Origin of the sequence: Streptomyces griseorubiginosus, assembly GCF_036345115.1 — a bacterium.
GTDB classification, from domain to species: domain Bacteria; phylum Actinomycetota; class Actinomycetes; order Streptomycetales; family Streptomycetaceae; genus Streptomyces; species Streptomyces griseorubiginosus_C.
In genome coordinates, this window is sequence record NZ_CP107766.1 from 3,157,930 (window position 1) to 3,180,012 (window position 22,083).

Annotated in this window: 19 protein-coding genes and 1 riboswitch; of the genes, 11 read left to right on the plus strand and 8 right to left on the minus strand. The window is 69.5% G+C overall.

Features of this window, described 5'->3' with window-relative positions; all coding sequences use genetic code 11:
* Positions 1-8 precede the first annotated feature (8 nt).
* Positions 9-1,154, plus strand: a complete 1,146-nt coding sequence (locus tag OHN19_RS14050) for an RNA polymerase sigma factor SigF (RefSeq protein ID WP_330264518.1) — start codon at positions 9-11, stop codon at positions 1,152-1,154.
* 474 nt (positions 1,155-1,628) lie between these two features.
* Here the strand turns inward: OHN19_RS14050 and OHN19_RS14055 are convergent, their stop codons facing one another.
* Complete coding sequence (locus tag OHN19_RS14055; RefSeq protein ID WP_330264519.1) at positions 1,629-2,096, minus strand: hypothetical protein; 468 nt, start codon at positions 2,094-2,096, stop codon at positions 1,629-1,631.
* Between the two features lie 169 nt (positions 2,097-2,265).
* Here OHN19_RS14055 and OHN19_RS14060 point away from each other — a divergent pair, with 169 nt between their 5' ends.
* Both OHN19_RS14060 and OHN19_RS14065 read left to right on the plus strand, forming a co-directional pair.
* The gene (locus tag OHN19_RS14060; RefSeq protein WP_330264520.1) at positions 2,266-3,234 is read left to right on the plus strand and encodes a diacylglycerol/lipid kinase family protein; all 969 of its coding nucleotides are present in this window, start codon (positions 2,266-2,268) and stop codon (positions 3,232-3,234) included.
* 321 nt (positions 3,235-3,555) lie between these two features.
* Positions 3,556-3,813 carry a WhiB family transcriptional regulator gene (locus OHN19_RS14065; RefSeq protein ID WP_006142322.1) on the plus strand — a complete coding sequence of 86 codons (258 nt, stop codon included), beginning with the start codon at positions 3,556-3,558 and terminating at the stop codon, positions 3,811-3,813.
* 219 nt (positions 3,814-4,032) lie between these two features.
* Here the strand turns inward: OHN19_RS14065 and OHN19_RS14070 are convergent, their stop codons facing one another.
* Complete coding sequence (locus tag OHN19_RS14070; protein ID WP_330269606.1) at positions 4,033-5,499, minus strand: PAS domain-containing sensor histidine kinase; 1,467 nt, start codon at positions 5,497-5,499, stop codon at positions 4,033-4,035.
* A 392-nt stretch (positions 5,500-5,891) separates the two neighbouring features.
* Positions 5,892-6,533 (minus strand): TetR/AcrR family transcriptional regulator, encoded by a 642-nt coding sequence (locus OHN19_RS14075; protein WP_330264521.1) that lies wholly within the window; start codon positions 6,531-6,533, stop codon positions 5,892-5,894.
* A gap of 95 nt (positions 6,534-6,628) precedes the next feature.
* Between OHN19_RS14075 and OHN19_RS14080 the strand changes: the two genes are divergently transcribed.
* Complete coding sequence (locus OHN19_RS14080) at positions 6,629-7,381, plus strand: SDR family oxidoreductase (RefSeq protein ID WP_330264522.1); 753 nt, start codon at positions 6,629-6,631, stop codon at positions 7,379-7,381.
* Positions 7,382-7,579: 198 nt separating this feature from the next.
* Here the strand turns inward: OHN19_RS14080 and OHN19_RS14085 are convergent, their stop codons facing one another.
* On the minus strand, positions 7,580-8,653 hold the full coding sequence (locus OHN19_RS14085) for an SIS domain-containing protein (protein ID WP_330264523.1): 1,074 nt from the start codon (positions 8,651-8,653) through the stop codon (positions 7,580-7,582).
* Positions 8,654-8,874: 221 nt separating this feature from the next.
* Here OHN19_RS14085 and nagB point away from each other — a divergent pair, with 221 nt between their 5' ends.
* Entirely contained in the window at positions 8,875-9,660 is a 786-nt protein-coding gene (nagB, locus tag OHN19_RS14090; protein ID WP_330264524.1) for a glucosamine-6-phosphate deaminase, read from the plus strand.
* A 164-nt stretch (positions 9,661-9,824) separates the two neighbouring features.
* Here nagB and OHN19_RS14095 read toward each other — a convergent pair whose 3' ends face one another.
* The 4 genes from OHN19_RS14095 to OHN19_RS14110 all read right to left on the minus strand — a co-directional run bounded on the left by OHN19_RS14095 (position 9,825) and on the right by OHN19_RS14110 (position 14,497).
* Positions 9,825-11,309 (minus strand): glycoside hydrolase family 3 protein, encoded by a 1,485-nt coding sequence (locus OHN19_RS14095; protein ID WP_330264525.1) that lies wholly within the window; start codon positions 11,307-11,309, stop codon positions 9,825-9,827.
* 9 nt (positions 11,310-11,318) lie between these two features.
* Positions 11,319-12,161, minus strand: coding sequence for a carbohydrate ABC transporter permease (locus OHN19_RS14100; RefSeq protein ID WP_330264526.1), 843 nt, complete (start codon positions 12,159-12,161; stop codon positions 11,319-11,321).
* Complete coding sequence (locus OHN19_RS14105) at positions 12,158-13,138, minus strand: sugar ABC transporter permease (protein WP_330264527.1); 981 nt, start codon at positions 13,136-13,138, stop codon at positions 12,158-12,160. The genes OHN19_RS14100 and OHN19_RS14105 overlap by 4 nt, the downstream gene beginning before the upstream one ends.
* Before the next feature lie 75 nt (positions 13,139-13,213).
* Complete coding sequence (locus tag OHN19_RS14110; RefSeq protein WP_330264528.1) at positions 13,214-14,497, minus strand: extracellular solute-binding protein; 1,284 nt, start codon at positions 14,495-14,497, stop codon at positions 13,214-13,216.
* 306 nt (positions 14,498-14,803) lie between these two features.
* Here OHN19_RS14110 and OHN19_RS14115 point away from each other — a divergent pair, with 306 nt between their 5' ends.
* From OHN19_RS14115 to OHN19_RS14140, 6 genes are all read left to right on the plus strand, one after another.
* Positions 14,804-15,568 carry a GntR family transcriptional regulator gene (locus OHN19_RS14115; protein WP_330264529.1) on the plus strand — a complete coding sequence of 255 codons (765 nt, stop codon included), beginning with the start codon at positions 14,804-14,806 and terminating at the stop codon, positions 15,566-15,568.
* A gap of 275 nt (positions 15,569-15,843) precedes the next feature.
* Positions 15,844-16,095, plus strand: a complete 252-nt coding sequence (locus OHN19_RS14120) for a DUF3311 domain-containing protein (protein WP_330264530.1) — start codon at positions 15,844-15,846, stop codon at positions 16,093-16,095.
* Positions 16,092-17,702, plus strand: coding sequence for a monocarboxylate uptake permease MctP (gene mctP, locus OHN19_RS14125; protein WP_330264531.1), 1,611 nt, complete (start codon positions 16,092-16,094; stop codon positions 17,700-17,702). Before OHN19_RS14120 ends, mctP begins: the two co-directional genes overlap by 4 nt.
* 105 nt (positions 17,703-17,807) lie before the next feature.
* Entirely contained in the window at positions 17,808-18,311 is a 504-nt protein-coding gene (locus OHN19_RS14130; RefSeq protein ID WP_330264532.1) for a GNAT family N-acetyltransferase, read from the plus strand.
* Positions 18,312-18,388: 77 nt separating this feature from the next.
* A riboswitch (cobalamin riboswitch) is annotated at positions 18,389-18,471 on the plus strand.
* Between the two features lie 142 nt (positions 18,472-18,613).
* Entirely contained in the window at positions 18,614-20,983 is a 2,370-nt protein-coding gene (locus OHN19_RS14135) for a ribonucleoside-diphosphate reductase subunit alpha (protein ID WP_330264533.1), read from the plus strand.
* Complete coding sequence (locus OHN19_RS14140; protein WP_123762974.1) at positions 20,983-21,996, plus strand: ribonucleotide-diphosphate reductase subunit beta; 1,014 nt, start codon at positions 20,983-20,985, stop codon at positions 21,994-21,996. The genes OHN19_RS14135 and OHN19_RS14140 overlap by 1 nt, the downstream gene beginning before the upstream one ends.
* Positions 21,997-22,083: the final 87 nt, after the last annotated feature.

Genomic DNA, 22,083 nt, shown 5'->3' on the forward strand with positions numbered 1-22,083 from the left:
ACGGGCCGGTGCGGGACGAAGAGCGCGGCACACGGGAGCTGCCGGCCGAGGGCGGACACCGCCCCGACCACCCGAGCGGCGCCGGCAGCCTGGGCGACGACGGCCCCGGCGGTTCCCGACGCATGGTGGACGGCATCGACGGCATCCCCGAGCAGGCCCGGCCGCACCCGGAGGAGGGCGTCGGTGACACCACGGCGACCGGCCTCCTGGACGACGGGCAGCGTGATCGGGAAGGTGCCGTGCAGGGCGCGCCTCCGGCAGGGCGGACCGGGGTCTTCCCGGTGCGGACGGAGGCGAGGGCTCGTGGAAGGGCGACGGGCGGGACGATGAGCGAGCACGAGCGAAACGCAGAGGACGGCGCGGCGGGCGCGAACAACACGCCGGTCCCGCACCATGATCCACATGACCGCAGCGGAGCACGCGCGCTGTTCGTCGAGCTGCGCGCGCTGAAGGACGGCAGCCCGGAGTACGCGGAGCTGCGCAACCGGCTGGTCCGGATGCACCTGCCGCTCGTCGAGCACCTCGCGCGCCGCTTCCGCAACCGCGGCGAGCCGCTGGACGACCTGACCCAGGTCGCCACGATCGGTCTGATCAAGTCGGTCGACCGCTTCGACCCGGACCGCGGCGTCGAGTTCTCGACGTACGCGACGCCCACGGTCGTCGGTGAGATCAAGCGTCACTTCCGCGACAAGGGCTGGGCGGTCCGTGTGCCGCGGCGCCTCCAGGAGCTGCGACTGGCCCTCACGACGGCCACGGCCGAGCTCTCCCAGCAGCACGGCCGCTCCCCCACGGTCCATGAGCTGGCCGAGAAACTGGCCATCTCGGAGGAGGAGGTCCTGGAGGGCCTGGAGTCCGCCAACGCGTACTCCACACTGTCCCTGGACGTCCCGGACACCGACGACGAGTCCCCGGCGGTGGCGGACACCCTCGGTGCGGAGGACGAGGCGCTGGAGGGCGTCGAGTACCGCGAGTCGCTGAAGCCGCTGCTGGAGGATCTCCCTCCGCGCGAGAAGCGAATCCTGCTGCTCCGGTTCTTCGGCAACATGACCCAGTCGCAGATCGCGCAGGAGGTCGGCATCTCCCAGATGCACGTCTCCCGCCTGCTGGCCCGCACCCTGGCCCAACTCCGGGAAAAGCTCCTGGTGGAGGAGTAGCCCCCAAGGCCCGGCGAGCAGAACAGCCCCCACCGCCGGGCTCGGCCGGGCCGAGGGCCGACAGACGGTCCGCCGCGGAGCGGGGGGCGCAAGCCACATCGATCGGGGCCACCCTCAGCAAGACCGCCCGTCAGACGACGGCCGGCGACCACCCCGACCGGCCCGAGGCCGCAGGACCGGCTCCCAGAGCACGGTCTCGCCTCCACAGGGCGGCCCACACGCAGGCTCCCCGGCGACCGCCGGTCCACCGACCCCGTCCGGCCTCACAGGGCCCCTCGGCCACCCACCGCTCCGGCCCGGCGGTCACCCACCGCCCTCAGGCTCTACGACATCGCGCGGGCCCCTCCTGAGTCAGCAGTGCATCGAGGCGCGGCACGTCCCGAAGCGACAGTCACTGCCGTGCGGGCCAGGCTGCCCGAGCCCCTCCCCCGGCGGCGAGGCATGCCCGCTTCCGCGGCCGCCCCTTCCGCAGTGCTACGACTGCCGCTCCCCGCCCTCGGTCCGTCCCGGTCCCCTGATCCCCAGTGCCTGGGTCGTCTCGGAGTTGATCAGGAGGATCAAGGCGGCCAGCGCGACGACCGCGAGGGCGATGCCTGCCGGGATCGCGGCGCTGTCGGCCTGGAGGAGGTTGTAGGCGACGGGGAGGGCCATGATCTGGGTGATGACGGCCGGGCCCCGGCTCCAGCTGCGGCGGGCGAGCAGCCCACGCGCGGCGAGCAGCGGCAGCAGGGCGAGGACGATCAGCGTGATGCCCCCGGTGACGGCGGACTGCCGGTCGTCCGGATCGCCGACGAGCCCCTCCACGAGGATCCAGGCGCCTCCCACGACGAGCGCGAGCCCCTCCAGCGCGGCCAGGGCGGCGGCGTACGTCAGTCGCCGTGGGCGCGGACCGGCGGTCACGGTCCCGGTCTCAGGGGTGGTGGGAGTCTGCTCGCTGCTCACCCTTGAAGGGTAGCCCTCGGCCCCGAAACCCCGCGGGTGAGGCGTGGTCAACGCACACCTCCGCGCGCGGGTTGCCTCACGCCCCCGTGGCAAGGTTCACGCAGCCAAGTCTTACGTGATCCCTACCTCGACCTGTGCCCGGTACCACCCAGTAGGTACGCTGCAACTCATGCGTGCACTTCTCGTGGTCAATCCGGCGGCAACCACCACAAGCGCACGTACGCGCGATGTCCTGATCCATGCGCTGGCGAGCGAGATGAAACTCGAGGCGGTCACCACCGAGTACCGCGGTCACGCGCGCGACCTGGGCCGGCAGGCGGCGGAGAGCAAGGACATCGACCTGGTCGTGGCCCTCGGCGGCGACGGCACGGTCAACGAGGTCGTCAACGGCCTCCTGTACGCAGGGCCCGACCCCGAGCGCCTCCCCGGTCTCGCCGTCGTCCCCGGCGGCTCCACCAACGTCTTCGCCCGCGCCCTGGGCCTGCCCAACGACGCCGTGGAGGCCACCGGCGCCCTCCTGGACGCCCTGCGCGAGGGCAGCGAGCGCACGGTCGGTCTCGGACTGGCATCCGGCACACCCGGCACCGAGGACGAAGCCGTGCCGGGCCGGTGGTTCACCTTCAACGCGGGGCTCGGATTCGACGCCGGTGTGGTGGGACGGGTGGAGCAGCAGCGGGAACGCGGCAGGAAATCCACACACGCTCTCTACGTCCGCCAGGCACTGCGCCAGTTCTTCGGTGAGGCGCACCGCCGGCACGGGACGATCACCCTGGAGCGGCCGGATGCGGAGCCGGTGAACGATCTGGTCCTTTCCATAGTCTCGAACACCTCTCCGTGGACCTTCCTGGGCAATCACCCGATGTACGCGTCGCCTAAGGCCTCGTTCGATAAAGGCCTCGACGTACTCGGTCTCAGCCGCATGACGACGACCGCGATCGCCCGATATGGCACCCAGTTGCTCACTTCGTCCCCCGAACGCGGCCCCCATGGCAAGCACGCTGTGTCCCTGCACGACCTGGACCGGTTCACCTTGCATTCGAAGGTGCCTCTGCCCCTCCAGATGGACGGCGACCACCTCGGACTGCGCACGAGCGTGACGTTCACAGGCGTACGCCGTGCACTGCGTGTGATTGTGTGAGCAGAAGGGGCTAAAGTCCTTTCACTCGAACGTTTAGACCAGGGTCCACCCCATGGAAGTACGGCTGTGACCTAGTCGACACCGAGGAATCAAAAAAAACTTTCCGGAAGGGGTTGTATCCGCCGCTGAGGTTTGCGAGTCTCTACGTGGCGGTCGGGACAGCCCGCAACACCAGCGTCCACTGACCACCGGAACCCCTCTTCAATCCACAGGACCACGCCGGGGAAGACTCGGCGGGCGGCCCTTCACTTGTTGAGGGATTCGTGAAAGCGTTCACATTCACAAGCAACTTGCACGTAATACCAAGGAGAGGTAGCAGCCATGGACTGGCGTCACAACGCCGTTTGCCGCGAGGAAGACCCCGAGCTCTTCTTCCCCATCGGCAACACCGGTCCTGCGCTGCTGCAGATCGAGGAAGCCAAGGCCGTCTGCCGTCGCTGCCCCGTTATGGATCAGTGTCTGCAGTGGGCGCTCGAGTCCGGCCAGGACTCCGGCGTCTGGGGTGGTCTCAGCGAGGACGAGCGTCGCGCCATGAAGCGCCGTGCCGCCCGCAACCGGGCCCGTCAGGCTTCTGCCTGACACACCCGCCCCGCAAAACAGCCTGAGCTTGGCGGCGCGTACACCGCGTACGCTTCTCCCGCCCCCGAGCCGCAGCGCGCAGTACCCCCGATGCGCAGCAAAAGCTGGCAACGAGCATTTGAGCCCCGGACCCCTGAACGGTCCGGGGCTTTTTGCTGTCCGGCGCCGTAGCCACGACAGCGACGGCAGCGGTCGTACGGCAGTTGCGGTGATCCTGCGTTACTTGTGCGCCCGCACCGGCACGTCCAGGATCACCCTGGTCCCGCCCTCCGGCGCCGGGACCATGTCGAACGTACCGCCCAACTCCCCTTCCACCAGCGTCCGTACGATCTGGAGGCCCAGGTTGCCCGCGGTGTGCGGGTCGAAGCCCTCGGGCAGGCCGACGCCGTCGTCCTGGACGGTGACGAGGAGGCGGGCCTCCTTGGTAGTGCCGCCGCGGACGGCGGAGACCTCGACGGTGCCGGTCTCCCCCTCGCGGAAGCCGTGCTCCAGGGCGTTCTGGAGGATCTCGGTCAGGACCATCGAGAGCGGGGTGGCGACCTCGGCGTCCAGGATGCCGAAGCGGCCGCTGCGCCGGCCGGTGACCTTGCCGGGCGAGATCTCGGCGACCATGGCGAGCACCCGGTCCGCGATCTCGTCGAACTCCACGCGCTCGTCCAGGTTCTGGGACAGCGTCTCGTGCACGATCGCGATGGAGCCGACCCGGCGGACCGCCTCCTCCAGCGCCTCGCGGCCGCGGTCGGACTCGATGCGCCGAGCCTGGAGCCTGAGCAGGGCCGCCACCGTCTGGAGGTTGTTCTTCACCCGGTGGTGGATCTCCCGGATGGTCGCGTCCTTGGTGATCAACTCGCGCTCACGGCGGCGCAGTTCGGTCACGTCCCGGAGCAGCACCAGTGAACCGATGCGGGTGCCCTTGGGCTTGAGCGGGATGGCCCGGAACTGGATGACCCCGTCGTGCGCCTCGATCTCGAACTCTCGGGGTGCCCAGCCGCTGGCGACCTTGGCGAGGGCCTCGTCCACGGGGCCCCGGGTGGGGGCGAGTTCGGCGGTGGTCCGGCCGAGGTGCTGGCCCACCAGGTCGGAGGCGAGGCCCATGCGGTGGTAGGCGGACAGCGCGTTCGGGGAGGCGTACTGGACGATCCCGTCCGCGTCCAGCCGGATCAGGCCGTCGCCGACGCGCGGAGCCGCGTCCATGTCCATCTGCTGGTTGGGGAACGGGAAGGAGCCGGCCGCGATCATCTGCGCCAGGTCCGACGCGCTCTGGAGATAGGTCAGTTCGAGCCGGCTCGGGGTACGGACGGTGAGCAGGTTGGTGTTGCGCGCGATGACACCGAGGACGCGCCCCTCCCGTCGTACCGGAATCGACTCGACCCGGACCGGGACCTCCTCGCGCCACTCCGGGTCGCCCTCGCGCACGATCCGGCCCTCGTCGAGCGCCGCGTCCAGCAGCGGGCGGCGGCCGCGCGGGACGAGGTGGCCGACCATGTCGTCCTGGTAGGAGGTGGGGCCGGTGTTGGGGCGCATCTGGGCGACGGAGACATAGCGGGTGCCGTCGAGGGTGGGGACCCACAGGACCAGGTCGGCGAAGGAGAGGTCGGAGAGCAGCTGCCACTCCGAGACCAGCAGATGCAGCCACTCGAGGTCGGAGTCGTCGAGTGCGGTGTGCTGGCGGACCAGTTCGTTCATGGAGGGCACGGGTGCGAGCGTACCTGGGGGTATGTGAGTGGCGTGAAACCGCCGGGCTCACCGGAGACCTGACCCTGCCCCGAAAACACCCGCGGGCCGCGGCGCCTGGGAAGGACCCTCAACCTTCCCGGCACCGCAGCCCGGAGCAATATCGGCCGTGGGGTGTGCGGTCCCGGTCGGCCGAAGGATGAGGACCCGGGGCAGTCAGGGCAGAGAGCTCCGGTTCCTCGGTCCGCCTTCCTGTGCGGGGAAGACGGAAGCGCGGTTCAATTGTGGACTAGACCACTAGGCGTGTCCATGCGTTGGAGCCTGTTTGTTGTTGGAGCTTTCCCGCACGGGAGCCAACTAGTCGGACGCCCTAACATCCACCACGCAGCCTAACGCGTGTGGGTTCATGTGCGGGGCCAGATCGCCATGGCAATTTCCGCGACGGCCTCCAGCTCCTCGCGGCTCGCGCCGTCGCGCGCCTGCTGGGACATGCCGTGCACGACCGCGCCGCTGTGCCGCGCAAGCGCTCGGGCGTCGGTGCCGGGAGGCAGTTCACCTGTGGCGATGCCGGCTCGGATACGGCTCTCGAAGGCGGCGATCATGGCGTTGCGCCGGTCCCGCAGGGACTCCGCGACCTCGGGAGTCGTGCAGTTGATGGCCGCGTGCGCGATGAGACAGCCCTGCGGGCGGGCGGGGTCGGTGTACGCGCGGGCGGCCTCGCGCAACGTGCGCTCGACGGCGGCGCGGGCGGTGGGCTCCTCGACGAGGGCACGGTCGGCGAAGGCCGCGTAACGGGAGCCGTAGACGCTCACGGCCTCCTCGAAGAGCGAGCGTTTGTCGCCGAAGGCGGCGTACAGACTCGGGGCGCCGATGTCCATCACCCGGGTGAGGTCGGAGACGGAGGTGGCTTCGTACCCGCGCTCCCAGAACGCCAGGATCGCCTTCTCCAGCGCGGTCTCCCGGTCGAAGGAGCGGGGGCGGCCACGCGGCCTGGAGGGTGTGGTCGTGGCTGCGACCTGCGCTTTCGTGTCCCGGCGGCTCACCATGGAGTGAATTGTATAGCGGGTGCTAGAGAAAGGGTGGACGGCTGCTGTACGTTCTTTTTGTAGCGACCGCTAGGCAATGTGGAGGGGGCGTCGGCATGGGCGTGCTTGCGGGCAGGACAGCACTGGTCACCGGAGCGAGCCGGGGAATCGGACGGGCCGTGGCCGAGCGGCTGGCGCGGGACGGGGCGCGGGTCGCCGTGCACTACGGCAGCAATGAGGCGGCGGCGAAGGAGACGGTCACCGCGATCGAGGCGGCGGGCGGCAGCGCGTTCGCCATCCGCGCCGAGCTCGGTGTGCCGGGTGACGCGGAGACCTTGTGGGAGGCCTTCGACCGGCATGCGCAGGGGCTGGACATCCTGGTGAGCAACGCGGGGATGGCGATCTTCGCCGGCATCGGCGAGACGGACGAGGAGATGTACGACCGGACGCAGGCGGTCAACGCCAGAGCGCCCTTCTTCATCATCAAGCACGGCCTGCACCGGCTGCGTGACCAGGGCCGGATCATCAACGTCACGGCGGCCACGGAGGCGGCGATCGCCCCCATCGCCGCCACCCACATGGCCAAGGGGGCGGTGACCACCCTGACCCGCTCCCTCGCGGCCGAGCTGGCCCCGCGCGGGATCACCGCCAACTCCGTGGGGCCGGGGTTCATCGACACCGATCTGACCAGCGCCGCGCTCTCCGACCCGGCGATACGCGCACACGCCGAGTCGGTGTCGGTCTTCGGACGGGTCGGCACGGCGTCCGAGGTCGCGGACGTGGTGGCGTTCCTGGCCTCACCGGACTCCCGCTGGGTCACCGGGCAGCACATCGACGCGACAGGGGGATCGCTGCTGAGCCTGCACTAGAGCGCGGGGGCACTGCGGCACGGCGGCCCGGAGTCCGGCCTTGCCGCTCGGCCGGGGCGCTGCGGCAGCGCGGCTCGGAGCCCACTCTCGCCGCTCAGCGCGCCGGGGCGCTGCGGCACCGCGCCCCGGAGCCCGGCCTTGCCACCCAGTGCGCGCGTGGGCACTACGGCACCGCGGCTCGGAGCCCGGTCTCGCCGCTCAGTGCGTCTCCGTCACCTTCGCCAGCGCTCGCGGTGCGTCCGGGTCCTGGCCGCGGGCGATGGTGACCTCGTAGGCCAGGAGCTGGAGGGGGATGATCTCCAGGACGGGCTGGACCTCCTCGGCCACGTTCTCGGTGGGCAGGACGAAGCCGGCCGAGGCGCGCTCGACCTGACCGCGGGGGCCGATCACGACCAGGTCCGCGCCGCGGCCGCGGAGCCGGTCGAGGACGGGCTGGAGGGCCTCGCCGCCCTTGCCGTCGGTGACCACGGCGATGACTGGGGAGACGTTGTCGACCATGGCGAGCGGGCCGTGCAGCAGGTCGGCGCCGGAGTAGGCGAGGGCCGGGATGTAGCTGGTCTCCATCAGCTTGAGGGCGGCTTCCTTGGCGGTGGGATAGCCGTAGCCGCGGGAGGTGATCACCATGCGCTCCGCGAAGCGGTAGCGGGCGGCGAGGGCGCGGACCTCGTCCTGGCGGGCGAGCAGACCGGCGGCCAGCTCCGGCAGCACCTGGGCGGGGCCTCCGTCGCCGCCCCGCAGTCCCTCGACGAAGAGATAGAGCGCGAGGAGGGAGGCCGTGTAGGTCTTGGTCGCGGGGAGGGCCTTCTCCGGACCGGCCATGACGTCGATGTGGTACTCGGAGACCCCGGCCAGCGGGGAGTCGGGGTTGTTGGTCACGGCGAGGGTGATGGCGCCGGCGTCGCGGGCGGCCCGGGTGGAGGCCACCAGGTCGGGGGAGCCGCCGGACTGGCTGACCGTGACGACCAGGACGTCGGTGAGGTCGGGGCGGGCGCCGTAGGCGGTGGTCGTCGACATGGAGGTGAGGCCGCAGGGCAGGCCGAGGCGGACTTCCAGGAGGTACTTGGCGTAGAGGGCCGCGTTGTCGGAGGTGCCGCGGGCGGTCAGCAGGACGAAACGGGGTGCGCGGGCGGCGATCTCCTGGGCGACCTTGCGGATGGCCGGGGCGCCCTCGTCCAGGATGCGGCGCAGCACGGCGGGCTGTTCGGCCATCTCGCGGGCCATGATCCGGCCGGGGAGTTCGCGGTGCGGGTCGGGTGTCGTGACGGTGGTCATGGCTCCTATTCCACTACCCGTTCCGCTCCCCCGCGAGGAAGGGCGGCCGACCTGGACGTGACGCGGAGGTGGCGTGGTGAGGACCTCCGGGACCCTGGGCCGGGGAGGCCGATTCTGTTAGATTGGTCTAAACCACATGGGCTGTGCCGGGTCCGGTCGAGCCCTCCCGGTTCAGAGCGTTTCTCCAGTTCAGATCGTTTCCTCAGATCGGCAGGCCCAGCGTGGAAGTTGTCATCGTTCCGGACGCCAAGGCGGGTGGCGAGCTCATCGCCGAGGCCATGGCCCAGCTCCTGCGGCGCAAGCCCGACGCCCTGCTCGGGGTGGCGACCGGCTCGACCCCGCTGCCGATCTACGAGGCCCTGGCCTCGAAGGTGCGGGCCGGTGCCGTGGACGCCTCGCGGGCGCGGATAGCCCAGCTCGACGAGTACGTGGGGCTGCCGGCCGAGCATCCGGAGTCGTACCGGTCGGTGCTGCGGCGGGAGGTGCTGGAGCCGCTCGGGATACCGATGGACTCCTTCATGGGGCCGGACGGGACCGCGGAGGACATCCCGGGGGCCTGCGCGGCGTACGACTCGGCACTGGCCGACGCCGGGGGCGTGGATCTGCAGCTGCTCGGGATCGGGACGGACGGGCATATCGGGTTCAACGAGCCGTGCTCCTCGCTGGCCTCGCGGACCCGGATCAAGACGCTCACCGAGCAGACCCGGGTGGACAACGCGCGGTTCTTCGAGGGGGACATCGCGCAGGTGCCGCACCATGTGATCACCCAGGGGATCGGGACGATCCTGGAGGCCCGGCATCTGGTGCTGCTGGCGACGGGTGAGGGCAAGGCGGATGCGGTGGCGGCGACGGTGGAGGGACCGGTGGCCGCGGTGTGTCCTGCGTCGGCGTTGCAGTTGCATCCGCATGCGACGGTGGTGGTGGACGAGGGAGCGGCGTCGAAGTTGAAGCTGGCCGACTACTTCCGGCACACCTTTGTCAACAAGCCTGACTGGCAGGGGATTTAAAGCGGGTTCGCGTCTGCGGGGTTCCGCTGCGTGCCGGGTGCGGGTTGTCCGTGGCTGGTCGCGCACACGCGGCGGTAGCCGCATATCCAACGCTGCCCCGCGCCCCTGACAAAGGCAGGTGCCGGTCCCTTTCGAAGGAACCGGCACCTGTTGTGTCGTAAGGCCTACTCCTCCCCCGCGATGACCTCCGCCGCCGCCCTGCCGCACACCCTTGCCGCGCCGTGGGTTGCGATGTGGAGGGCTCCTCGGGTGGGGGCCTGGGGGAGGCCCATTTCGATGACGATGGTGTCGGGGCGGGTGCGCAGGACGGTGTCCAGGGCCGCCGTCATCCAGGGATGGCGGTGTTCGTCGCGGACCACGGCCACGATGCGGCGGGGGCCGGCCGCGGCCAGGGTCGCGAGGCCCGCGTCGTCGCCGGCGAAGCTGCCTGTCTCCGTGCCGGGAAGAAGGCGGGCGAGTTCGGCGGCCACGCCCCAGGGGGTCTCGTCGCCGACCGCGATGTTGGCCACCGGGGTGAAGGCGGCGACATAGGGGGCCGCGGTGAGGGGAGTGAAGTCGGCACCGGTGACGCGCAGTGCCCGGCGGGCCGCGCGCAGGCCCACCTCCTCGTCGGCCGGCAGCTGGGCGTCGGCCGCGCCGGCCGCCGTCCAGTGGGCCAGGGTGCGCACCCGTTCCGCCGCCTCGGCGAGGCGCTCCTCGGCGAGTTCGCCGGCGCGGACCGCGGAGACCAGGGCGTCGCGCAGGCGCCGTACCGTCTCGTCGTCGGCGAGGCCGCCGCCCACGCAGATCGCGTCGGCGCCGGCGGCGATGGCGAGGACGCTGCCGCGCTCGATGCCGTAGGTACCGGCGATGGCCTGCATCTCCATGCCGTCGGTGACGATGAGGCCGGTGTAGCCGAGTTCGCCTCGGAGCAGATCGGTCAGGACCGGGTGGGACAGCGTTGCCGGGCGGTCCTGGTCCAGGGCCGGGACCAGGATGTGGGCGGTCATCACCGCGCGGGTTCCGGCGGCGATGGCCGCGCGGAAGGGCCGCAGTTCGCGCTCCAGCAGTACCGAGCGGTCCACGTCGATGCGCGGCAGGGCGTGGTGGGAGTCGATCGCGGTGTCGCCGTGGCCCGGGAAGTGCTTCGTGCAGGCGGCGACACCCGCCGACTGGAGCCCGGTGACGTAGGCCGCCGTGTGCCGGGCGACCAGGTCGGCGGTGGCGCCGAAGGAGCGCACGCCGATCACCGGGTTGGCGGGGTTGGAGTTCACGTCGGCCGACGGGGCCCAGTTGAGGTTGACCCCGCAGGCCGCGAGGCGGCGGCCCAGCTCGGCGGCCACCGCGTGGGTGAGTTCCACGTCGTCCACGGCGCCGAGGGCGTTGTTGCCGGGGAAGGACGAGCCGGTGCCCACCTCCAGGCGGGTCACGTCACCGCCTTCCTCGTCGATGGCGACCAGGACGTCGTCGCGTTCGGCGCGCAACTGGGCCGTCAGGGCGGCCAGTTGTTCCCGGGAGGCGATGTTGCGGCCGAACAGGCCGACCGAGGCGAGGCCCTCGCCGAGGCGGCGCAGCAGCCAGTCGGGGGCGGTGGTGCCGGTGAAGCCTGGTTGGAGGACCGTGAGGGCGTCCCGCGTGAGCGTGTCGGTGCCGCTGGCGAAAGTCGTCATCGGGGGGCGTTATCCCTTCACGGCGCCCGCGGTGAGGCCCGCGGCCATCTTGCGCTGGACGAGGAGGAAGAGGACCACGATCGGCACGGCCATCATGGTGGAACCGGCCATCATCGGGGCGTATTCGGTGCCGTGTTTGGTGGTGAAGTTGCCGAGCCAGACGGTCGCGGTCTGGTTCTTCTGGCTGAGCAGCATGAGGGCGTAGAGGTACTCGTTCCAGGCCTGGATGAAGGCGTAGACCGAGGTGGCGACCATGCCGGGGGCCAGCAGCGGGAAGACCACGCGCAGGAAGGCGCCGGTGGGCGAGCAGCCGTCGACCATCGCCGCCTCCTCCAGCTCCTTCGGGATGTTGACGATGAAGCCGCGCAGCGTCCACACCGTGAAGGGGAGGATGAAGGTCAGGTACGTGATGATCAGGCCGGACAGCTTGTCGTACTGGTCGAGGTCGTTCAGGAGCAGGAAGACCGGGATGATCATCGCGACCAGGGGGACCATCTGGACCGCGAGGATGCCCACGATCACGATCTTGCGGCCACGGAAGGCGAAGCGGGAGATCGCGAGCGCGGCCAGGGTGCCGACCACGATGCCGATCGCCACGACCGCCAGGGAGACGATCAGGCTGCGGCCGACCGGGCCCCAGAAGTCGGCGATGTCCAGCGCGCGGCTGAAGTTGGAGAGGGTGATCCCGGTCGGCAGCAGGCTCGGGTCCGGGTCGATGGCGTCCTTCGCCGGCTTGAACGCGGTGTTGAGCATCCAGTAGACCGGGAAGCCCGCGGTGACGAAGACGAGGAGACCGAGGAGGTTCCAGCCCAGCTTCGACCTGCGGCGGACCCCGGGAGCGAGCGCGCTCATTCGACCTCTCCGATCTTCAGCATCTGACGCATGTAGACGGCGACCACCCCGAGCAGCAGCAGCACGGTGATGAGGGCGATCGCGGAGCCCTGCGCGTAGTCGTTGACCACGAAGGCGCGGTCGTAGGAGTACGTGGGCAGGATCTGGAACTCCGGCTCCGGGTGCCCGTTGCGCATCACGAACACCTGCGGGAAGACGCCCATGTCCCAGATGACCGACAGGGTCGTCAGCATCACGATGATGGGCTTGAGGATCGGCAGGGTGACGTACCGGAACACGCCCCAGGCGCCGGCGCCGTCGAGACGGGCGGCCTCCTCCATCTCCTTGGGGACCTGGGTGAGTCCGGCGCTCAGGGTGATCACCACGAAGGGCACCGCGCCCCAGACCACCAGCAGCATGATCACGGCAAGGCCCTGGGGACCGCTGGCGAACCAGTTGTGGCCGATCATCTCGACGCCGGGCAGCTTGCTGAGCAGCGCGTTGAGGATGCCGTAGTCCGCGTCGAACAGCCACTTGAAGACCGTGGTGGCGACGATGATCGGCATGCCCCAGCTGGCCACCAGCGCGATGTTGATCAGGGTCTTCACCCAGCCGGAGACCCGCTGGAGCAGCAGGGCGATCAGCATGCCGGCGACCATCGTGAAGATGACACAGCCCGCCGCGAAGACGATGGTCCGGACGACGACCGCCCAGAACTCGCCGTCGTCGAGCACGCCGGTGAAGTTGTCGAAGCCGACCCACTCGGCGGGCTGGAAGCCCCACAGCTGGGACTGGCCGAACTTCTGGAACGACAGGGTGACCAGGCGGACCAGCGGATAGCCCATGACCAGGCCGAGGATGAGCAGGCAGGGTGCGAGCAGCAGCCAGGGGGTGGTGCCGGAGCTGCGCCTTCTGCGGGGCGCCACCGGCGGGGAGGGCGGTGGTACCGGCATCGGCGGCGGCACCTCGGTGGGGGTGGTCGTGTCTGCGGCACTCATGGCGCGCTCCTCAGCGGTCCCTCTGGTCGTACGGGAAGCAGGGCCCCGCCGTTCTCAACGGGGCCCTGCCTGCGGTCACTTGGTGTTGATGACCTTGTCGATCGCCGCGTCGGCCGCCTTGGCCGCCGCCTCGACGGACTGCTTGCCGGTGCCGATGTTCTGCAGCATGTTCTGCAGGACCTGGGCCTTCTCGACCTGGCCCCAGCCGGGTGCCATGGGCACGAACCAGTTGGACTCGGCCGCGGTGGCCGGGACCGCCGTCGCCGGGTCGTTCTTCAAGGTGGCGAGGTCGGTCTTGTTGTTGGGCAGGTTGCCCTTGGCCATCAGGCCCTTCTGGCCGGAGGGACCGGTGAAGGCGTTGATCCACTCGGCGGCGACGGCCTGCGCCTTCGACTTCACGGGCACGGCGAGGTCCGAACCGCCCAGGAAGACGGGCAGGTTCTTGCCGGACGGGCCGGGCATCACGAAGTTCTCGAGGTTGTCCTTGAGCTTGCCGGTCTTGTCGTTCTTCGGGTCGGCGGAGGTCGCGCCCTCCCAGGCCGCGCCGAAGATCATGCCCGACTTGCCCTGGCCGTAGACGATGTAACGGTCGGACTCGTCCTTGGTCTTGTCGCCGTGCATGTACTTGTCGACGACGTTCTTGAACTCGGTGAGGCCCTTGATGGACTCGGGCGAGGAGAGGTTGGCCTTCCAGGTGCCGCCCGAGTCGACGGCGATGGAGCCGCCGGCGTCGTAGACGAAGGACATGGCCGCGTACCAGTCACGGGTGGGCTGGTACCAGGCGGAGAACTTGTCGCCCTCCTTCTTCTGGACCTTGTCGAGCGCGGCGGTGAGCTCCGCGTAGGTCTTCGGGGTGGACTTGACGCCTACCGAGGCGAAGACGTCCTTGCGCCAGTTGCCGACGCGGCCGCCCGCGTAGTAGGGAACGCCGTAGGTCTTGCCGTCGTACGTCACCGAGGCCTTGAGGCCGTCGAGCCAGGCGGAGGAGTTGGTGAACTTCGAGGCGTCCAGGGGCGCGAAAGCCCCCTTGACCATGTAGCCCAGCATCTCGGTGTTGCCCATCTCGACCACGTCGGGGGCCTTGTCGGTGGCGAGGACCGCGTCGAGCTTGGTGTTCTTGTCGGGCCAGCCGTAGTACTCGTGGTTGATCTTGATGCCGGGGTGCTTCTTCTGGACCGCGGCGTCCGCGGCCTTCACCAGCTCGGGCCAGTTGTTCTGGGCGTCGACGGTGAGCCAGACGGTCAGCTCCTTGGCGTCCGCGCCGCTGTTGTCCGAACTTCCGCTGTCGCTGCCCCCACATGCCGCGACCGAGACCATCATGCCCGCGATGCCTATCGCGGCTGCCAGCTTGCGCTTCACGCCACCCTCCTCAGGGATGCCCACACCTCCCGCCCACGAGCCGGGACCTGGACCAATGGTGTAGACCAGTAGGGGGAGCTTGGACCAGACCACGGGGCCTGTCAAGAGCCTGCGAAACCGCTCTGACCAGCCGTTATGCGAGCTACATATGCAGGAACCATTAGTAAAGAAGCCAGCGAAAACAGCGGCGGCGGAGTAGTGTCGTCCGCTATACCACTCACCTCTGTGGACTAGACCAAAAGAGTCGGCGACGGTATACAGAAGGGATCACGATGTGACCCGCATCCGGAGCCGGGAAGGCAGACCATGAGCAGCGACGTCAGCAGTGCGGAGACCGAGGGCGGGGCAGGCGTCCGTACCGCGCGCGTGCCCAAGTACTACCGCCTGAAGAAGCACCTGCTCGACATGACGGAGACCCAGTCGCCCGGCACCCCGGTACCCCCCGAGCGCACCCTCGCCGCCGAGTTCGACACCTCCCGCACGACCGTCCGCCAGGCGCTCCAGGAGCTGGTGGTCGAGGGGCGCCTGGAGCGGATCCAGGGCAAGGGCACCTTCGTCGCGAAGCCGAAGGTGTCCCAGGCGCTGCAACTCACCTCGTACACCGAGGACATGCGCGCCCAGGGCCTGGAACCCACCTCGCAGCTGCTCGACATCGGCTACATCACCGCCGACGACCGGCTCGCCGAGCTCCTCGACATCACGGCCGGCGGCCGGGTGCTGCGCATCGAGCGACTGCGCATGGCGAACGCCGAGCCGATGGCCATCGAGACGACCCACCTGAGCGCCAAGCGCTTCCCGGCCCTGCGCAGGTCGCTCGTCAAGTACACGTCCCTCTACACGGCGTTGGCCGAGGTCTACGACGTCCATCTCGCCGAGGCCGAGGAGACCATCGAGACCTCCCTGGCCACCCCGCGCGAGGCGGGCCTGCTCGGCACCGACGTGGGCCTGCCGATGCTGATGCTGTCCCGGCACTCGTACGACAAGACGGGCGAGCCGGTGGAGTGGGTGCGGTCGGTGTACCGGGGAGACCGGTACAAGTTCGTGGCCCGCCTCAAGCGGCCGATGGATTGAGGCACGCGGCGAGCGGCGTCGGCTGGGGGTCCGGGGATCGCCCCCCCGGACCAATGCAGCGTGGCCAGACTCAAGCGGCCCGTCGGCTGACGCACACCCTGTGGCGCAAGCGCGCTTCCTGCTCTACGGTCCTCCCGACTCCAACTGGACGGGAGGACCTCGCTGCTTCACAGAATCGACATACCGATATGCGGACGAGGTCTTTCGCTCACGTGACACGGTGACCTAGATTGCCTGCGCGTTACAGGTGATCAGCGAGGGGACGGAGGCAGGACATGTCGGATGCGCCGGAAGCGAGACCACCGGTGGTGACACCGGTACGGGTGGTCATCGCCCTCTGTCTGATCGCCCCGTTCGTGGCGATGCTGTGGGTCGGCTCGTACGCCAAGGTCGACCCCGAGTTCATCGGCATCCCGTTCTTCTACTGGTACCAGATGCTGTGGGTGCTGATCTCCACCGCGCTGACGATGATCGCGTACCAGCTGTGGCAGCGTGACCAGCGCGCCCGTCGTGGAGGTTCCAAGTGAACGACGGCGTCAACGGCGTGGCTCTCGCCGTCTTCATCCTCTTCTTCCTGGCCGTCACGGTCATGGGCTTCCTCGCCGCGCGCTGGCGCAAGGCCGAGAACGAGCACTCGCTGGACGAATGGGGCCTGGGCGGCCGGTCGTTCGGCACCTGGATCACCTGGTTCCTGCTGGGCGGCGACCTCTACACGGCGTACACCTTCGTCGCGGTCCCCGCGGCGATCTACGCGGCGGGTGCGGCCGGCTTCTTCGCGGTGCCGTACACGATCCTGGTGTACCCGCTGATCTTCACCTTCCTGCCCCGCCTGTGGTCGGTCTCCCACAAGCACGGCTACGTCACGACCTCGGACTTCGTGCGTGGCCGCTTCGGCTCCAAGGGCCTGTCGCTGGCGGTGGCGGTCACCGGCATCCTCGCGACCATGCCGTACATCGCGCTCCAACTGGTCGGCATCCAGGCGGTCCTGGACGTCATGGGCGTCGGTGGCGGCGAGAACACCAACTGGTTCGTGAAGGACCTCCCGCTGCTGATCGCCTTCGGTGTCCTCGCGGCCTACACGTACTCCTCGGGCCTCCGCGCCCCCGCGCTGATCGCGTTCGTGAAGGACACGCTGATCTACATCGTCATCGCGGTGGCGATCATCTACATCCCGATCAAGCTGGGCGGCTTCGACGACGTCTTCGGCGCCGCGAGCGAGAAGTACACGGCGGCCAAGGCGGGCGGACTGGTCCCCCTGGAGGCGGGCCAGTGGACGTACGCCACGCTGGCGTTGGGCTCCGCGCTCGCGCTCTTCATGTACCCGCACTCGATCACCGCGACGCTCTCCTCCCGCAGCCGTGAGGTGATCCGCCGCAACACCACGATCCTGCCGCTGTACTCGCTGATGCTCGGCCTGCTGGCCCTGCTCGGCTTCATGGCGATCGCGGCCGGAGTCAAGGTCACCAACCCGCAGTTGGCCATCCCGCAGCTGTTCGAGGACATGTTCCCGGACTGGTTCGCGGGCGTCGCCTTCGCGGCCATCGGCATCGGGGCGCTCGTCCCCGCGGCCATCATGTCGATCGCGGCCGCGAACCTCTTCACCCGCAACATCTACAAGGACTTCATCAAGCCGGACGCCACCCCGGCCCAGGAGACGAAGGTCTCCAAGCTGGTGTCCCTGCTGGTGAAGGTGGGCGCCCTGGTCTTCGTCCTCACCATGGACAAGACGGTCGCCATCAACTTCCAGCTCCTGGGCGGCATCTGGATTCTCCAGACCTTCCCGGCCCTGGTCGGCGGCCTGTTCACCCGCTGGTTCCACCGCTGGGCGCTGCTCGCCGGCTGGGCGGTCGGCATGATCTACGGCACGGTCGCCGCGTACGGCGTCGCCTCCCCGACCCAGAAGCACTTCGGCGGCTCGGCGAAGGAGATCCCGGGCATCGGCGAGATCGGCTACATCGGCCTCACCGCGTTCATCCTGAACGTGGCGGTGACGGTGGTCCTGACCTTCGTCCTGAAGGCGCTCAAGGCCCCCGACGGCGTGGACGAGACGAGCCCGCAGGACTACACGGCGGACGCGGGCGACCCGGGGGTCGAGGTAGAACTCCCGCCCGCTACCGCGGGAACCTCCCACTGACCCACCCAGGGGCGCGGGGAACTGCGCGAGCAACCACACACAACCGGCAGCGGGCCACCGAGGAGCAAGACCCTCGGCGGCCCGCTTTCGTGCACACTCACCCCCATGACGATCGTGATCCGCCCCGCAGACCCCACCGACTACGCCCCCCTCGGCGAGATCACCGCAAGGGCCTACCTGAACGACGGCCTCCTGGCCTTCGGCGACGAGGACGACTGGTACCTCACCGAACTCAAGGACGTGGCCAAGCGAGCCGCACACGCCGAAGTCCTGGTCGCCGTCTCCGGATCAGAACTGCTCGGCGGAGTCACCTACGTCCCCGACGGCGGCCCCCTGTCGGAGATAGCCCGCCCCGGAGAGGCGGAGATCCGCATGCTCGCCGTGGCTCACGAGGCCCGCGGCCGAGGTGTGGGACGAGCTCTCGTCCAGGCCTGCATCGACCGCGCGAGCGCCGCCGGCACGGACCTAGTCCTGTGCACCCAGCCCACCATGCACACGGCCCACCGCATCTACGAAGGCCTGGGTTTCACCCGCGCCCCGGAGCGCGACTGGCACCCCGTTCCGGAGTCCCCCGACTTCACGCTCCTCACCTACGAGTTGACGCTCTGAAGTCACCGCGACACAACATATGGGCCTGCTTCCACCACCGGGCACAAGATGTATGCTCATGCTCGCTGTCGCCGCAGGGGAATCCGGTGTGAATCCGGAACTGTCCCGCAACGGTGTACTCATGCGTGCATCAGCGCACATGAGCGTAAGTCCGAGGACCTGCCGACAGTACGCCCGGCCACCGTGGCCCGGGTGTCATGACGTCCGGGCCTCGTGGAATGGGCCGGTGGACGCGACGCCGTGCGCGCTCGTGTGCTGCCCCCCGCCCTCAAGGCCCCGTGCCAGCGAGGGAGAGCCCCCACGTGACCATCGCGCCAGCCGATCCGGCTTCAGCAGCGATCGAGCGGACCGAGCAGGAGAACGACGGCCCCGGTGCCGCGCTGCTGCGGACCCTGACCGCCCTGACGGCCGACCTTCCCGACGCCGACCCCGGCCGGGTCGCCGCCGCCGCGCTCCGCGGCCGGTCCGCGCGGGCCGACGAGTCGGAGCTGCGCGAGCTGGCCACCGAGGCCGCGGCCGGACTCATCTCCGAGGACCCCGCCTACAGCAGGCTGGCCGCCCGGCTGCTGACGATCTCCATCGCCGCCGAGGCCGCCTCCCAGGGCGTCACCTCGTTCACCGGTTCGGTCGCCGTCGGGCACCGCGAGGGCCTCATCGCCGACCGTACGGCCGAGTTCGTACGGGTCCACGCCGACCGCCTCGACGCGCTCATCGACCCTGAGGGAGACGACCGCTTCGGCTACTTCGGCCTGCGCACCCTGCACAGCCGCTATCTCCTCCGGCACCCGATCACCCGCAAGGTCATCGAGACGCCCCAGCACTTCATGCTGCGTGTCGCAGCCGGGCTGGCCGAGGACGACACCCCCCGCGCGCTCACCGAAGTCGCCGCGCTCTACGGCCTCATGAGCCGCCTCGACTACCTCCCCTCCTCCCCCACCCTCTTCAACTCCGGCACCCGGCACCCCCAGATGTCGTCCTGCTACCTCCTCGACTCCCCGAAGGACGAGCTCGACTCCATCTACGGCCGCTACCACCAGGTGGCCCGCCTCTCGAAGCACGCCGGCGGCATCGGCATCGCGTACTCCCGCGTCCGCAGCCGCGGTTCGCTGATCCGGGGCACCAACGGGCACTCCAACGGCATCGTGCCGTTCCTGAAGACGCTGGACGCGAGTGTCGCCGCCGTGAACCAGGGCGGCCGGCGCAAGGGCGCCGCCGCGGTCTACCTGGAGACCTGGCACTCCGACATCGAGGAGTTCCTGGAGCTGCGCGACAACACCGGTGAGGACGCCCGGCGTACGCACAACCTGAACCTCGCGCACTGGATCCCGGACGAGTTCATGCGCCGGGTGAACGCCGACGCCGAGTGGTCCCTGTTCTCCCCCGCCGACGTGCCCGAGCTGGTCGACCTGTGGGGTGACGAGTTCGACGCGGCGTACCGCAAGGCCGAAGAGCAGGGGCTCGCGCGCAAGACCATCCCGGCCCGCGACCTCTACGGCCGCATGATGCGCACCCTCGCGCAGACCGGCAACGGCTGGATGACCTTCAAGGACGCGGCCAACCGCACCGCCAACCAGACGGCCCTGCCCGGGCACACGGTCCACTCCTCCAATCTCTGCACGGAGATCCTGGAGGTCACGGACGACGGGGAGACGGCGGTCTGCAACCTGGGGTCGGTGAACCTCGGGGCGTTCGTCGACACGGCGACCGGCGACATCGACTGGGAGCGGCTGGACGCCACCGTCCGCACCGCCGTCACCTTCCTCGACCGGGTCGTCGACATCAACTTCTACCCGACCGAGCAGGCCGGGCGGTCCAACGCCAAGTGGCGCCCGGTGGGCCTGGGCGCGATGGGCCTCCAGGACGTCTTCTTCAAGCTGCGGCTGCCCTTCGACTCGCCCGAGGCCAAGGCGCTCTCCACCCGGATCGCCGAGCGCATCATGCTCGCCGCCTACGAGGCCTCCGCCGACCTCGCCGAGCGCAACGGCCCGCTGCCGGCCTGGGAGAAGACCCGTACCGCGCAGGGCGTCCTGCACCCCGACCACTACGACGTCACCTCGAACTGGCCCGAGCGCTGGGCGGCACTGCGCGAGCGCATGGCCGGCACCGGGCTGCGCAACAGCCTGCTGCTCGCCATCGCGCCCACCGCGACCATCGCCTCGATCGCCGGGGTGTACGAGTGCATCGAGCCGCAGGTCTCCAATCTGTTCAAGCGCGAGACGCTGTCCGGCGAGTTCCTCCAGGTCAACTCCTACCTGGTCAACGACCTCAAGGAGCTCGGCGTCTGGGACGCCCGCACCCGTGAGGCGCTGCGCGACTCCAACGGGTCGGTGCAGGAGTTCGCGTGGATCCCGGCGGACGTACGGGCGTTGTACCGCACCGCGTGGGAGATCCCGCAGCGCTCCCTGATCGACATGGCGGCGGCGCGCACGCCGTACCTCGACCAGTCGCAGTCCCTGAACCTGTTCCTGGAGACGCCGACCATCGGCAAGCTCTCCTCGATGTACGCGTACGCCTGGAAGTCCGGGCTGAAGACGACGTACTACCTGCGCTCGCGCCCGGCGACCCGGATCGCCCGCGCGGCTCAGGCCACCGTCCCCGTCCAGCAGGCGGCCCCGGAAGACGCCGTCGCCTGCTCCCTGGAAAACCCCGAGTCCTGCGAGGCCTGCCAGTAATGACCACCGAAGCCAAGAACCTCCTCGACCCGGGCTTCGAGCTGACCCTGCGTCCCATGCGCTACCCGGACTTCTACGAGCGCTACCGGGACGCCATCAAGAACACCTGGACCGTCGAGGAGGTCGACCTCCACTCCGACGTCTCCGACCTCGCGAAGCTCAGCCCCGCCGAACAGCACCTCATCGGCCGCCTGGTCGCGTTCTTCGCGACGGGCGACTCGATCGTCGCGAACAACCTGGTGCTGACGCTGTACAAGCACATCAACTCCCCCGAGGCGCGGCTCTACTTGAGCCGTCAGCTCTTCGAGGAGGCCGTGCACGTCCAGTTCTACCTGACGCTGCTCGACACCTACCTCCCCGACCCGGAGGACCGGGCGGCGGCCTTCGACGCCGTCGAGAACATCCCCTCGATCCGTGAGAAGGCGGAGTTCTGCTTCAAGTGGATCGACGAGGTGGAGAAGCTGGACCGCCTGGAGTCCCAGGCCGACCGCCGCCGCTTCCTGCTCAACCTGATCTGCTTCGCCGCGTGCATCGAGGGCCTGTTCTTCTACGGCGCGTTCGCGTACGTCTACTGGTTCCGCAGCCGGGGTCTGCTGCACGGTCTCGCGACCGGCACCAACTGGGTGTTCCGGGACGAGACCATGCACATGTCCTTCGCCTTCGACGTGGTCGACACCGTCCGAAAGGAGGAGCCGGAGCTCTTCGACGAGCAGCTCCAGCAGCAGGTCACCGACATGCTGGCGGAGGCCGTCGAGGCGGAACTCCAGTTCGCGCGGGACCTGTGCGGCGACGGACTGCCGGGCATGAACACCGAGTCGATGCGGCAGTACCTGGAGTGCGTCGCCGACCAGCGCCTCACGCGGCTCGGCTTCGCCCCGGTGTACGGCTCCGAGAACCCCTTCTCCTTCATGGAGTTGCAGGGCGTCCAGGAGCTGACCAACTTCTTCGAGCGGCGGCCGTCCGCGTACCAGGTGGCCGTGGAGGGCACGGTCGACCTGGACGAGGACTTCTAGCCGGGCCCTGGGACGGCCCATGGAGCTTCCATGGGCCGTCCATGAGCCTGCTATGGAGCAGCAAAGATCTCCCTTCGCCGCTTCTCC